At 44.2% G+C, this 13383-nt stretch carries 17 protein-coding genes; 7 read left to right on the top strand and 10 right to left on the bottom strand.

Annotation, left to right across the window (positions count from 1 at the left end):
- The first annotated feature begins 231 nt into the window (after nt 1-231).
- Together ACE1CD_RS28640 and ACE1CD_RS28635 are read left to right on the top strand one after the other, a co-directional pair.
- Nucleotides 232-726, top strand: a complete 495-nt coding sequence (locus ACE1CD_RS28640; protein ID WP_374796459.1) for a hypothetical protein — start codon at nt 232-234, stop codon at nt 724-726.
- A 23-nt stretch (nt 727-749) separates the two neighbouring features.
- On the top strand, nt 750-887 hold the full coding sequence (locus ACE1CD_RS28635) for a hypothetical protein (protein ID WP_374826970.1): 138 nt from the start codon (nt 750-752) through the stop codon (nt 885-887).
- A 202-nt stretch (nt 888-1089) separates the two neighbouring features.
- Here the strand turns inward: ACE1CD_RS28635 and ACE1CD_RS28630 are convergent, their stop codons facing one another.
- Together ACE1CD_RS28630 and ACE1CD_RS28625 are read right to left on the bottom strand one after the other, a co-directional pair.
- Nucleotides 1090-3000 (bottom strand): family 10 glycosylhydrolase, encoded by a 1911-nt coding sequence (locus ACE1CD_RS28630; protein WP_374796463.1) that lies wholly within the window; start codon nt 2998-3000, stop codon nt 1090-1092.
- The gene (locus tag ACE1CD_RS28625; RefSeq protein WP_374796465.1) at nt 2994-3191 is read right to left on the bottom strand and encodes a hypothetical protein; all 198 of its coding nucleotides are present in this window, start codon (nt 3189-3191) and stop codon (nt 2994-2996) included. Before ACE1CD_RS28625 ends, ACE1CD_RS28630 begins: the two co-directional genes overlap by 7 nt.
- Nucleotides 3192-3451: 260 nt before the next feature.
- On the opposite strand from ACE1CD_RS28625, the gene ACE1CD_RS28620 reads away from it, so the two are divergent.
- From ACE1CD_RS28620 to ACE1CD_RS28610, 3 genes are all read left to right on the top strand, one after another.
- The gene (locus tag ACE1CD_RS28620; RefSeq protein WP_374826969.1) at nt 3452-4399 is read left to right on the top strand and encodes a hypothetical protein; all 948 of its coding nucleotides are present in this window, start codon (nt 3452-3454) and stop codon (nt 4397-4399) included.
- A gap of 336 nt (nt 4400-4735) precedes the next feature.
- Nucleotides 4736-5236, top strand: a complete 501-nt coding sequence (locus tag ACE1CD_RS28615; protein WP_374797051.1) for a gamma-glutamylcyclotransferase — start codon at nt 4736-4738, stop codon at nt 5234-5236.
- A gap of 80 nt (nt 5237-5316) precedes the next feature.
- Entirely contained in the window at nt 5317-5559 is a 243-nt protein-coding gene (locus ACE1CD_RS28610) for a DUF1902 domain-containing protein (protein ID WP_374826968.1), read from the top strand.
- Nucleotides 5560-5639: 80 nt separating this feature from the next.
- Here ACE1CD_RS28610 and ACE1CD_RS28605 read toward each other — a convergent pair whose 3' ends face one another.
- The 5 genes from ACE1CD_RS28605 to ACE1CD_RS28585 all read right to left on the bottom strand — a co-directional run bounded on the left by ACE1CD_RS28605 (nt 5640) and on the right by ACE1CD_RS28585 (nt 9034).
- Nucleotides 5640-6143 (bottom strand): DUF29 family protein, encoded by a 504-nt coding sequence (locus tag ACE1CD_RS28605; protein ID WP_374796471.1) that lies wholly within the window; start codon nt 6141-6143, stop codon nt 5640-5642.
- A 2-nt stretch (nt 6144-6145) separates the two neighbouring features.
- Nucleotides 6146-6676, bottom strand: a complete 531-nt coding sequence (locus ACE1CD_RS28600) for a DUF29 family protein (protein WP_374796473.1) — start codon at nt 6674-6676, stop codon at nt 6146-6148.
- 3 nt (nt 6677-6679) lie between these two features.
- Complete coding sequence (coaBC, locus tag ACE1CD_RS28595) at nt 6680-7933, bottom strand: bifunctional phosphopantothenoylcysteine decarboxylase/phosphopantothenate--cysteine ligase CoaBC (RefSeq protein ID WP_374826967.1); 1254 nt, start codon at nt 7931-7933, stop codon at nt 6680-6682.
- A 50-nt stretch (nt 7934-7983) separates the two neighbouring features.
- The gene (locus tag ACE1CD_RS28590; protein ID WP_190468558.1) at nt 7984-8196 is read right to left on the bottom strand and encodes a DUF2555 domain-containing protein; all 213 of its coding nucleotides are present in this window, start codon (nt 8194-8196) and stop codon (nt 7984-7986) included.
- A gap of 205 nt (nt 8197-8401) precedes the next feature.
- Nucleotides 8402-9034, bottom strand: coding sequence for an alpha/beta hydrolase (locus tag ACE1CD_RS28585; protein ID WP_374826966.1), 633 nt, complete (start codon nt 9032-9034; stop codon nt 8402-8404).
- Between the two features lie 153 nt (nt 9035-9187).
- Between ACE1CD_RS28585 and purH the strand changes: the two genes are divergently transcribed.
- The gene (purH, locus tag ACE1CD_RS28580) at nt 9188-10774 is read left to right on the top strand and encodes a bifunctional phosphoribosylaminoimidazolecarboxamide formyltransferase/IMP cyclohydrolase (RefSeq protein ID WP_374796482.1); all 1587 of its coding nucleotides are present in this window, start codon (nt 9188-9190) and stop codon (nt 10772-10774) included.
- Between the two features lie 170 nt (nt 10775-10944).
- Here purH and ACE1CD_RS28575 read toward each other — a convergent pair whose 3' ends face one another.
- The 3 genes from ACE1CD_RS28575 to ACE1CD_RS28565 are packed head-to-tail and all read right to left on the bottom strand — an operon-like array spanning nt 10945 to nt 12535.
- Complete coding sequence (locus ACE1CD_RS28575; protein WP_374796484.1) at nt 10945-11508, bottom strand: hypothetical protein; 564 nt, start codon at nt 11506-11508, stop codon at nt 10945-10947.
- Between the two features lie 31 nt (nt 11509-11539).
- Nucleotides 11540-12223, bottom strand: coding sequence for a hypothetical protein (locus ACE1CD_RS28570; protein ID WP_374826965.1), 684 nt, complete (start codon nt 12221-12223; stop codon nt 11540-11542).
- A 36-nt stretch (nt 12224-12259) separates the two neighbouring features.
- On the bottom strand, nt 12260-12535 hold the full coding sequence (locus ACE1CD_RS28565; RefSeq protein ID WP_374796488.1) for a hypothetical protein: 276 nt from the start codon (nt 12533-12535) through the stop codon (nt 12260-12262).
- Between ACE1CD_RS28565 and ACE1CD_RS28560 the strand changes: the two genes are divergently transcribed.
- Complete coding sequence (locus tag ACE1CD_RS28560; protein WP_374796490.1) at nt 12514-13218, top strand: ester cyclase; 705 nt, start codon at nt 12514-12516, stop codon at nt 13216-13218. The two genes, ACE1CD_RS28565 and ACE1CD_RS28560, sit on opposite strands and share 22 nt — an antisense overlap.
- The last annotated feature ends 165 nt before the right edge of the window (nt 13219-13383 follow it).

Raw genomic sequence — 13383 nt, 5'->3', positions numbered from 1 at the left:
CAGAAATAACTCGCAGGGTGCAGATATCTTGCTCTCATAAAGCTGTTTGTGTTTGGGTAACGCAGAGCGAGGAAAATCACTTTCGATCGCAGGTGCGGGCATTGTGCAATTGCATATTAAGCTCAACCAATGAAAAAAGATTTCAGCTTTTCCGAAATCCATCAGAATCAGAGTGTAGTTCCACGTCTGTATAGCCCACTTCGCTGACAGCATCCACTTGCGAGGCTTGCTATGGAACAAATTACTACGACAGGATCTGCCGCAGCGACTATTAGTGAAACAGTTAAGCAGCCACGTCCTTTTGTCTTAGCTTTGGTTTTGACCGGCGTTTTGTATTTCGGCGTCAGACAACCGCTAGGCAATACTAATGTTGCTGTTTCCAATTCATTCCAGACTAATACAACTTTATCGTCATCGGTTAAGAGTGCGGTTATGCACGACTTATCCCAGCGTGAGAAGTTACCAGAGTCCGCACTGCAAATAGTGGAGGCGAGACAGTTGACTTGGTTGAATAGCTGCTTGAATATCGATCGCACTGACGTTTCCTGTAGCAAGGTGCTAGTTCCGGGTTGGCAAATAACGGTAGCGAGTGGCAAAAAACGCTGGGTGTATTTCACAAATACGTCTGGTTCTTTGTTGAAGCTGAATATGAATAATAGTACCAAGCCTTCATCGAGTCGAAATACTCTAGAAATTGCGATCGCTTCTAGAAAAACTAAAAAATAAAAATGGCACGTAAGGGTGATTTTATGACTTCTGCACTAGATTACGAGCAGATTGCACATCTTTATGATTCCTACTTACGTTTTACAGACGATCTGCCCTTTTTCCTGCAAGAGTGTCAAAAAATTGATGGTTCTGTACTGGAGTTGATGTGTCTCTATTGAGGAGGTGTTTGGGAATTACGATCGCTCCCCGTTTATCCCAGATACAAGCCCATACATTATTGTGCGTACTCGCAAGTAGGAAAGAGGGAGAGGGAGGAGGAGGAGAATGATTGACTTTCCCGACGCCCTATCCCCTAATCCTTAACCCCTTTTTTCCTTTTGATTTTTTCCTTTTGACTTTTGACTTTTGACTTTTGACTTTCTAGTCCCCAGCTACATCAGGTCTTGACACCGGCATAGGGAAGAGAATTTTCAATCCATTTTCGCGCTCTGTCGGTGTTTCTTTCGCCCAATTCCAGAGACTTTCATAGAAGAAAAACGACACTCCAGCCAAACCGCGATCGCGAACTACGCCAACTTGAGTTTGAATTTGTTGCATAGAAGTCGAGTTACCTTTCAGACCGGCCATAATACCCACAGCTACGGGGATATGACTTTGAGCCAACTGCACTTCTGCACGCTCCAATTCGGTGGTAAAACGCTTGAGGTCATCTCGATAAACTTGCACAATAATTTCTTGCACTAGATTCCGTCTTTCCCAGGTAAACCAGTCTTGCAAATGTGCTGGCAAGGAAAAATGTAAGGGATTGGGAGAGATAGAAACAATACATTTTGGTTTGCGAGCTTTCACCGCACTGGATAGTCGCGCCATAAAATCGTTAATTTTGTCTGCTCGCCAGCGTACCCAAAAAGTTTCTCTAAAATCGTCGTCAGGAGATAGACCCGGAAGTTCTTGTTTGTAAAGTGCAACCGTGTAATCATCATATCCAAATTCCGCAGGTAAGCCGAAATGGTCATCTAATTGAATCCCATCTACATCGTATTTTGTGACAATTTCGACAATTAAATCTAGGATGAATTGCTGCACTTTCGGATGAAAAGGATTGAGCCAAACGCGCTCTTCTACTCCTTCTTTCCAAATTTTGCTACCATCGCGGCGCTGAGTGAGCCAGTCGGGGTGACGTTTGGCTAATTCAGAATTAGCTGGTGCCATGAAACCAAATTCAAACCAAGGAATAACGATTAAGCCTTTTTTATGTCCTTCTTCGACAACTTCTTTAAGCATATCTCGCCTTTGCAACCCAGGTTCTGGGTCGAGCGATCGCCCGATCGCACTTTTTGCTACGCGGCTGGGATAAAGGGTATAACCACCATTCCAAACTGTGGGATAAACTGTGTTGAAATTTAGCTCGCGCAAGCGTTGCAAAGCATTGGTGAGCCGAGAACGAGAAAACAGCACATCGCTATCTATATTTGTCAGCCAAACTCCTCTGATCTCCGCAGTGGTTGTATTTAATGCTGTTTTTAGCAGAGAAGTTGTTTCGGGTGTTGTCGATGGTGCTGTTGGTGGAGTTAGCGTTTCTACTACAGGAATATACTCTTCTGGAACTAAGCCAAATTTACCCAAAGCTTGACATAAGGAAGCGGCTACTTCTGCTCGCGTTGCTAACCCATTGGGGTTGAGTGTGTTGACATTAGGATAATTGACAACTAGCTGTTTTTCGGTGGCGGCGACAATCGCATTCCGGGCATAATTTTTAATGGTATCCGCATCAGTAAAAAGCGCGTTTAAAGTTTCATTTACTGTCTGGGTGGGCGAATACTTTAAGCCACTTACTAAAGCCACCAACATTTGTTCTCTCGTAATCTTTCTGAGTGGATTGAAAACTTCACCGAGATAACCAGAAAGAAAACCTGTTTCGTAAGCTCTAGTAATTGCACGACCGGCCCAGTAGTTGGAGGGAATATCGGCAAAGCGAACGGCATCTCGGACTTTTGGTAGATTGGGGAATGCCTTATCTAGCATTGTGGCAAATTCAGCCCGCGATACCGCCAAACTGGGTCGAAAAGTTCTATCTTCATAACCATTGATAATATTTTCTTTGATGAGTTTTTCAATGCAAGGTTGCGCCCAATGTCCTTGAATATCTCTAAATCTGGTTTGCGAGTAAGAGGGTTGCGGTGCGATCGCTACAATGATTGTGCTGGCGGCAATCAAAAGGGCAAACCATCTGTGTTTGCGAGGCTGTAGGTGACAGATAAAGTGCCGGATATACCCGAAAAGCCTGTCTGCACAGGCTGTCATAAAGCGTTTGACAGATCTTTTCACCATATTTCTGGACTTGTAAACAAAGTAACGTCTGGGTCTGGGGGTTTTTTGATTTTAATCCGAATTTGTGTACTGAGGATAATTAAAACATTGGTATGACCGAGATATTTATGATACCGCACACAAATCAGCATATTTAACCCAAAGCAACGATTTTCTTTGACAATCTGATTGCGATCGCAGAAACTTAGCAAAATTACTTCTGCGCTAAATATGTTTTTAATCGCGCATTCGTCAATCTCAGCACTTTTGTACAGTGCCTTAGCTATTACCTACAGACAATCTGGGAAATTACGGAACTAAACAAATGCTTTTGAACGTCTAGGTTCTGTGTATACCTGGTATTGCAACTGCGCCGCAGGCATAGTGCCGGTGCTTGCACTAACGCTACGATCGCCATAGCGTGACGCGGCTAAATTCCATATCGGATCGTTTTTCGCTGTAGAAAGTTCCCATGAAACCTATGTTCGATCGCTCCACACCAAGCCAAACAAACACGAAGCCTCGGCGGATTTTGTCAGCCTTAGTGTTAGCTGGAATTTTGTCTTTAGGCTCCAGCTTCACTGTCTTAAAAACTGCCGTTGCTTACCCTCAAAATCTTGCTCAATCTACTAGCGAGACTGTTGAAACTACAAGCGAACTTATCAGCCAAAGTCCTTCTGATGCTCGCGCCAACCGCCTTCCCGCTCAAGTAGATCGTGCTGTTCGCCAGGATCTGTCTGCCAAAACTGGAATTGCTCCCGGAAAGCTGAGAATTACCCGCTACAGTCGGCAAACTTGGCCGGATGGTTGCCTGGGTCTCGCCGAACCCGATCGAATTTGCACTCAAGCATTGGTAGAAGGTTGGCGCGTTGTGGTATCTGACGGTAGCAAAACCTGGACTTATCGTACCAACAGCAACGGCACAATCTTACGCCTAGAAGATTCCCGCGTCTCTGTTAATTTACCGAAATCAGTCGAGGAAGTGGTTAGCCAAAGAACGGCTACTGGCTCTCTCAGACCCGTTCCCATTCCTGCCAGCCAATTACCCCCTCGTTTGGATAGAGGTATACTCTTTCAGGCTACTTCCAGTGGTGGAATTACCGGTCGCACTTATCAAACTACCCTCATGAATGACGGACAATTGATGCGAGTTCGCATTGGCGATGCCAACGACTCGGAACGCAGCGTGCGTCAAATTTCTCCCCAACAATTGCGCGAATTTAAGCAGTTATTGCAACGGCAATCGCTAGCGCGGTTTAACGGTCTGAGTTACCCGGCACCCAGAGGTGCTGCCGATTACATTACCGTTACTGTGACTAGCTCGACTGGTACTACCCGCTACGCCGATATTGTTCAAGATCGTTTACCTCAACCTTTGCAGCAAGTTGTCCGCGCTTGGAGCCAGATTGCTAGAGGCTAGAAAAAGTCAAAAGTCAAAAGTCAAAAGTCAAAAGTCAAAAGTTAGAATTTAGGGGATTTTACTGACCTCTATTCGCTCATTGCTCTTATTTACTCCGTTTAACTTTCTATTGCTCTTATTTTTGACTTTTGACTTTTAACTTTTGACTTATTTTCTGCACCTCTGCTTATAATCTCCGGTTTATACATGGAGAATATGTTGTTTTTTTGAAAGAGTTTTGATACTATATGTAGATATACTCGGTAATGCCAGTCAACTATGATATCCCTCGCCCAGTTTCAGCAATTTCGGACACTATCTCGCAATCTACAACAGCAGCAACAAACACCAGAGCCGATGTTTTACTATTTTGCATACGGTTCTTGTATGTGTCCAGTGGATCTGAAGCGGACGTTGGGCGAAAATACTCATGACTACGCGATCGGCCCTGCTACGCTCAAAGGTTATCGGTTGGGTTTTTATAAGCACTCGCAGCTTCGCAACTGTGGGGTATTGGATATTGTGCCCGATCGCACTTCTTCAGTGGAAGGGGTTCTCTACAGGTTACCTTGGCGACTGAGCGATCGCCTGGACGAACGGGAAGAAGTCCCCACGAACGGCTATCGTCACGAAATGGTAAGCGTTAGCTGTGGCGATATCTTGTATAAAAATGTTCGCACCTACGTAGTAGTCAACAAATTATCGGAAGAACTACCACCGAATGACTGGTATTTCAACGTCGTGCTGCGCGGTGCTGTCACTTGCGGACTGCCGGAACAGTATTGCTGGAATTTGTTCGATCATATGTATAAATTGCAACAGCGTGGCTATCAGTTGCAGACTTTGCGATCGGCTTAGGAAATTTAGTACCACCCTTTTTTTATTGCTCTGTAAAATAGGAGTAATTGCTCAATCAATGACAAATCACCCGACCCAAAATGAGTACAATCGTATATAAAATTGATGCTTTCTGGGATCGAGAGGCGCAAGTCTGGGTTGCGGAGAGTGAAGATGTTCCCGGATTAGTAACAGAAGCTAGTACGATCGAATTGTTAACGGACAAACTAAAGCAGATGATTCCAGAATTATTATTCGTCAATCATCTGGTCTCTGCTGATTATACAGGTTCGATCTCTTTTGAATTGACCAGCCATCGCCAAGAATTGATTCAGGTAGCTTGATAAAATGGTTCTTTCATTTACTCCTCAATTAAAAAAGCTGCTTTTGGAAGCTGGTTGCAATTTTGAACGTCAATATTTTCTCACCAATCTTGTCCACCTGGCAACTCAATTAAATATTCATCGATAATATCGGGTAAATCAGTTGCAGAATATTCGTAAGTTAAAGCAAGCAATTGTTTAGCCTTCGCCATTAACTTTGCGTTATCTAGCATTTGTGAAACCTGAGACGGTTTTAATCTCCCGTTGAGCAGTTCCGCACTTGCTGGACGAATTGCATTTGCGATCGCTTCTTCAAGCATTAACTCCCATTCATCTGCTTTAACATAGTAAGAAGTTTTATTTTCTTTGAGATTCAAGCGCTTAATTTGTACAATGGAATCAGAAATCGAAGCTACCCAAGAATTAGTTAATCGCTGTTCGATTTGGTTTTTAATCAAGTGGATCGTCATCCTATCTAAAAAAGATTGGATATTCCGCAGAATAGCTTGCCTGCTCATTCCTTCTAACTCATCGATAAGTATCAAAGCATCTTCATAACGTTTCTCCAAAATGCAATTTCTTAAATCTGTGAGTTCCTGTGTCATAATTATTGCCTACCTTGTTTCCAATCTTCGCCACCCGGTAATTGAGCCAAATATTCATTAACAACTCCGGGTAATTCTCTAACTGAATATTCATAGGTCAAAGCCAGAAAAGTTTGTGCAGTTAGGAGTATTTGCTCTCTATCCACCATTTCTAGTAGTTCTGACTCGCTGTAAGAACCATCCCTCACTTCTAAACTCGCATCGCGAATTGCTGCTTCAAATTCATCTTCAAGCATTGTTTGCCATTCATCTGTTTTGATGTAATAGGAAATTTTATTATCTTGAAGATTCAGTTTTTTTATTTGACGAATTGAATGACGAATTGAATATCGAATAGAAGCCGCCCAAGATTTTGTTAATCGTTGTTCGATTTGGTTTTTAATCAAGTGCATCAACAATCTGAGTAAAAAAGATTGGATATTCCGCAGAATAACTTGCCTGCTCATTCCTTCTAACTCATCAATAAGTACCAAAGCATCTTCATAACGTCCTTCTGTAATGCTATTCCGCAAATCTAATAATTCCTGAGTCATTATCTAACCTCCAATTTGCACGAAATCAAACAACCGATGCGCTATTTCTAATTTAGAACAACGTGCAATTTCTATCTGTCTTCCTTGTGCGTCGATAAATATCGCTTGGTTATTGTCGCTGCCAAAACCGCTATCGGATTTATCGATAGGATTGGCAACAATAGCATCTAATTTTTTAGAGTGCAATTTTTCTAAAGCAGGCGTTACGATGTCGCCAGTTTGAGCCGCGAATCCGATTAAAAGTTGATGGGGTTGTTTCAATTTTCCCAACTCTGCCACAATATCGGTTACTGAGGACAAAGGTAAGGAAGTTGGCAGCAATTTTTTCGGCAATTTCTCGGCTGCATAATTAGTAGGTTTTACATCTGCTACTGCTGCTGACATCACAATTAAATCGGCGTTAGGAAAACATTCCAACATCGCCTCTCGCATTTCTGCTGCACTGGTGATGGGGATATCGCGCACACCCATCGGCGTTTCCCAAGTAGCGGGTGCGCGTACTAATGTTACCGATGCACCGCGATGTAGCGCTGCTTGTGCAACAGCTAATCCCATTTTACCAGTGGAGGGATTGCCGATAAAGCGCACGGGGTCTAAATGTTCTCTAGTTCCACCAGCACTAATTAATACTTGTTTTCCGAGTAAATCTCGTTTACCGTTAGTATGCAATAAAGATTGAATGTATGGCAAAATTTGAGCAGGTTCTGCCATGCGACCGGAACCGATACGATCGCACGCTAAAATTCCCGCATCCGGCCCAACGCTGTGATATCTTTTATCTGTAAGAACTTGTTGCCAATTTCGCTGCACCGCCACCTGTTCCCACATATCCGTATTCATCGCTGGTGCTAATAAAATCGGACAGGTGGAAGCAAGCACCGTATTCGTCAGTAGGTTATCGGCAAAACCATAAGCTAATTTTGCTAAACTATTGGCTGTCAAGGGAGCGATCGCAAACACATCCGCCCATTCTCCCAATTCTATGTGTAGCGGACGACCGTGTATAGGTTGCCAAAAATCTTTATCCGTGTAAGCTGGATGACGAGACAGCGTGGCTAGGGTCAAAGGGGTGATAAATTCACAAGCTGCATCCGTCAAGATAACTCGCACCTCGACCCCGGATTTTGCCAGCGCTGAAACGACTTCGCAAACTTTATAAGCGGCAATACCTCCACCAATGCCAATGAGAACCTTTTGCAATGTTGGATTTTGGATATGAGATTTTCGATCGATGAGTTGTTTGTCATTTTCCGCCATAAGCGCTCCCGACTCGTCAACTCTAATCTAAAATCTCAGATCGAAAATGCTTATGCTTCATCGTAAGCTTCTAAGTCAAGCAGGTGGATATATGGTTCAACTAAATCTGGACGCTGAAAGGCGATCGATCTCAGAAAATGCCAATCATCTAAACCCTCAAAAGCATTAGCGTAATCATCCCGTTCCAGACGCGCAGCCAATTCAGCTATATCTGCTGCCGTCAAGGCTGATATATCCCGCTTAGAAATGCTTAAAGTTTTCATCCTGAGCGCCTCCTTTGAGCAGTATTTGCATTCAGCGTGGAGTCTACTGGTTATAGATGCAGCCACCGCTACTATCTTAGACCAGTCCTGGCTCAGTATTTATCTAGTACGAAACGCTAAATTGCAATTTCCGCATCAATCCGATTGTTAATTTTTTTCGCCGTTTCTACTTCATCTTAACAATCGGTAATATACAGAGACGATTTTAGGGCATTTTAGAGCTTGTTGATGACATTACCTGCATTACAAAACTTCGCATTAAATTCAAAACCGCCGGTGTAACTTGATGCCCCATATCAAATTCTTGATACTGCACCGCTACTCCCAAGTTAGATAGAATATCCCGTGCTTTCACCGCAGCAGTTACAGGTACGATCGAATCTTGTCTGCCATGTAATATCAAAACAGGCGGAAAGTTACGATTTGTTGCTTCTTGAGTGATGGGATGCAAATAGCCACTCAGACATACTAAGCCGGCCAGTGGCAAGTTCAGTCCCACATCGAGAGTCATCGCCCCACCTTGGGAAAATCCACTCAAAATAGTATTTTCCAGAGGAATGCCCGTGCGTCCCTCTAAAGAGGTAAGCCATTCAGTCAGCAGTTGGCGACTTTCTGTTAAACCGTAATTTTTCTGAAAATCGTACCACGCTCTTCCACCCGGTACGTGCGGGTGAGGAAAAGGCCCATTGAGAAACAGGAACTCGTAATCGGGTAAATTCAAGAAAGGCGCTAAAGATGCCAGATCTTCGGCGTTGGCACCCCAACCGTGCAAAGCGACGATCGCACCTTTTGGGGGTTGACCTGTTTTCGGTGGCAAGGTAATTACTTCTAAAGACAAAGACTTTCTCCTATAGCTTTTCACAATTATCCTAGTTCCCAAAGCAGTCACAATTCCTCTAGCCTGCGACGACAATCCGGTCAAACCAGATCTGGACTGCGATCTCGATCGCCTCTATCCTTAATAAGGCAACTATAAGGAATTTCACAAGTCATGGCGCGTCTGGCACTGCTGAGTGTATCTAATAAAACCGGGTTAATTGACCTAGCACGCAGTCTCGTAGAAGAATTTGGTTTTGATTTAATCAGCAGTGGCGGAACTGCCCAATCTCTCAAAGATGCTGGTTTACCAGTAACGAAAGTTTCCGATTACACCGGACACCCGGAAATCCTGGGCGGTCGAGTCAAAACTCTGCATCCGCGAATTCATGGTGGTATTCTGGCGCGTCGCAATTTACCGGAAGATATCGCCGATTTGGAAAATAATCAAATTCGTCCGATCGATCTGGTAGTAGTCAATCTTTATCCATTTGAGCAAACAATTGCCAGATCGGGTGTGACATTGCCAGAGGCGATCGAACAAATCGATATCGGTGGGCCAGCTTTAATTCGCGCATCGGCAAAGAATTTCGCGCACCTGACTGTTTTATGCAATCCCGATCGATATCATGCCTACTTAGAAGAATTGCGCCAACATGGGGGAGAGGCATCTTTAGAATTTCGACAACAGAGTGCCTTGGCAGCATTTTCCCACACAGCGGCTTACGATATGGCGATCGCTTCCTATCTCGCCAAACAGCAGCCAGAAAACCTCACCCCCTCAGTCCCCCTCTCCGCCGACGGAGAAGGGGAAAAGGAGAGAAGTTTATCTTTCGCCCTTTCCGGACAACAGCTGCAATCTCTGCGATATGGCGAAAACCCCCATCAACCAGCTGCATGGTATCAAACAGGAACCGTTCCCCAAGGTTGGGCAGCTGCGACTAAACTTCAAGGTAAAGAATTAAGCTATAATAACTTAGTCGATCTCGAAGCAGCGCGACGAATTATTGCTGAATTTCCCGATACTCCTGCTGCCACAATTATCAAACATACCAATCCCTGCGGTACGGCAATGGGAAATAGTATTTCCGAAGCTTACGAAAAAGCTTTCAATGCCGATCCCGTTTCCGCTTTTGGCGGTATTGTTGCACTGAATAAACCGATCGATGCAGCGACCGCAACTGCATTGACAAAGACATTTTTAGAATGCGTTGTCGCACCGGAATGCGAAGCAGAAGCCAAAGAAATTTTGGCGGCGAAATCGAAAGTCCGAGTTTTAATTTTACCGGATTTGATTGCTGGGCCAAAAGAAACCGTGAGGTCAATTGCTGGTGGTTTCTTGGTGCAAGCTGCCGACGATGCAGTGGAAAATCCCAGCCAATGGCAGGTAGTCACGGAAAACCAACCAACGCCAGCACAATTAGAAGAATTGCTCTTTGCCTGGAAAGTGTGCAAACACGTTAAATCTAATGCTATTGTAGTGACACGCGATCGCACTACTCTCGGTGTCGGTGCCGGTCAAATGAATCGCGTTGGTTCTGTTAAAATTGCCTTAGAACAAGCAGCAGAAAAAACTCAAGGTGCTTTTCTTGCCAGCGATGGTTTCTTCCCATTTGATGATTCGGTGAGAACAGCAGCAGCAGCGGGAATAGTCGCTATTGTTCAACCCGGTGGCAGTTTGCGAGATGCAGATTCTATTAATGCTGCGAATGAATTGGGAATGGTGATGGTATTTACTGGCATCCGTCACTTTTTACATTAAAAGGGTCTGTCAGCGGGAATATCTTGTTCGGTTGCTTCGGTAGTATATGACTGATGCCAAAGATTATCTGTGGGAATCTGGGGTTAATTTTTTACCGCAGATGAAGGCAGATAAACGCAGATGAACGCAGATTAAAGGTTTACCATAAGCGATTACAATCTGCTGTAATTCTATTCGTCCCATTCTTCCGGCTTAATTCCATCAAGCCAGGGACGATACATTTGCCCAACAATTTCTATATCAACTTCGTCTCCATTGCGGCGCAAAATTGCATAAGGCGTGTATGCTTCTGCCATTTTCATATCTTGGTGGCAACCTTCCTTGCAAAAAGCCGCGAATGCAGGGATAGCTATTCCATTGTCTTCCCAATAGAGAAATTCTTCTTCATCTTGAACTCGCTCATCTACCGACAACCAAGCGTCATAAATTTCGCCAGTATATTCAAAACCTGGGAGGTTAACGGGATCTTCAAGATAATCTTCATAGGCTTTAAATGCGGCTGACAAGTCTGGAGTTTTCAGAACGGAAAAAATCGTGCTGTTGTGTACGGCGTCGTCGGCTTCATCTGCCCAGTATTGTGCCACTAACACCATCGCTGACTGTAGTTGAGCATAACGTTCAAAACAAGCTTTAACGCGAGGTTTTATATATTCATTCATTATCCGCGATCGCATTTCAGCAGCTTGTTCCTTAGTATACAAATATTCCACCATGATGTTTTCGTTTGTTCTCAATTGTGATATTTGCGGCTTTTCTTTTGATCTGTTACCCTACAACATTTAAAAGAAGTTCAACTTGTTTTCTTCGTTCTGTGGGAGTAAGTCGGTGCATATAGCATTCTAAAATTGCAGGAGTTCCATCTTGAGTGCGATCGCGTAACCATTCCAAGCCAAAAGTTTGCTCTGTAATTGGTTGATGGATATCTGATTTTCCATGATTGGCAGAGATATGAATTTCACCTATATTTTCGTAGTTTTGAAGTCTTTCCCAAACAGTATTATCCAAGGCATTTTGGCAAATCTGAATGTAGATATGCGACACATCGACTGCCAGTTCCAACTGAATATCCATCGCCCAAGATAGTCGATCGCCATCACCCAAACAATAACCTGGATACATTGTTTCCAAGAGAATTCCTGCATAGTTACCTTGCTCTGCTTGCTGTTTCCAAACATCAGCAATTCCGGCGTTTGTTTGTGGAGGGTGAACCGAATCTGCATCAACCAAACAATCGGCAGTTTCGCTCCAAACTTTACGCCTAAGAGCTTCCCAGTGAAAACCATGATGTTTTCGGATCGAAACTTGGCGCTCTTGCAGCCATTTATTAAACTCTGGCGTGGGAACGTTACCGGGTGTCAACTGAAGATTGTTAGCACCAATTTCCAGCAGGTCTTCTGCCGCAGACTGCATTGTTCGCCCCTGCAAACAGCTTAAAGCAAGATACAGCATAGCTTTCCTATCTGTGCAGAGAAGTTTGGCAAAAAACTAATACAAGTGTACCATATGCCGTTGCGATCGTTGCCCAGCCAATCCAAAATCCTCTCTTGTGAAGGTGGGCATCGTGACGGGAACCGCCAAGACGCCCACTTCGCGCAAAATCGAAAATTGGGTGAGAACATGACCGACTGGTTGCGATCGCACATCTGAATTTAAGATATTTCTTAAAATATGGAGATGTACAGATAGTATTAAGCGATGTGACAGGTCAACCAATTTCTGCAACCGATACATCAACAGAAATGATTTACGAATTGCGAACATACACCGTTTTCCCTGGCAAAATGGCAGCTTTGCTCAAACGATTCGGCGAACACGCAATCCGACTGCTGGAAAAGCACGGTATGACGAATGTCCTCTACCTGACGCCGGAAGGCGAAGAAAAGGACACAAAGTTAATCTACCTGCTAACTCACGAAAGCAAGCAAGCGGCTGAGAAAAATTGGGCTGCGTTCAAGAACGATGCGGAATGGCAAAGCATTTTTGCGGAGACGGAAGCTAACGGCGCTCTCGTTGAGAAAATCGAAAGCCTTTACCTAAATCCCACGGAATTCTCCAACTTACCCGGACTTGTGCAGCGTCGGAATAAGGCTATTTCTGTAAAGTTCCTTGATGAGTTTTTCAACAAAAAAAACTTTGCAGTAGCCGAACAGTTCTTAACGGAGGACTACAAGCAGCACAATCCGGGTGTGGTTACCGGTCGTCAAGGGCTGATAGAATTCGCCACAGAGTTCTTAAAGGCGAATCCCGAACTGACGATGGAAGTTAAGCGTGTCATGGCGGAGGGAGACTACGTATTCCTACACGTACATCTCAAATTCCATCCGACAGACCGTGGTGCAGCTGTAGCGGATATTTACCGCATAGAAAATGGCAAAATTGCCGAACATTGGGATGTTATGCAGCCAATTCCCGAAACTGCTGCCAACGACAATACGATGTTTTAAAGGGCGTCGGGACTGCGGGCTGCTGTTAAACTGGAGTTCCCTTTTGACAAAAAGGGGGAAGGTATGCTGGGCTTGGCTTTAAGGGTTCAAGCTCGGCCAATTACATGGGTACACTACAACCCAACTCCCAGCAAATCCAAAGCTGTTTGTTGCAGAGGAGTAGGC

The sequence above is a fragment of the Aerosakkonema sp. BLCC-F183 genome (assembly GCF_041929145.1).
GTDB lineage: Bacteria > Cyanobacteriota > Cyanobacteriia > Cyanobacteriales > Aerosakkonemataceae > Aerosakkonema.
The sequence above is the reverse complement of the archived record's forward strand: the minus strand, read 5'-3'. Positions and strand labels throughout refer to the sequence as shown.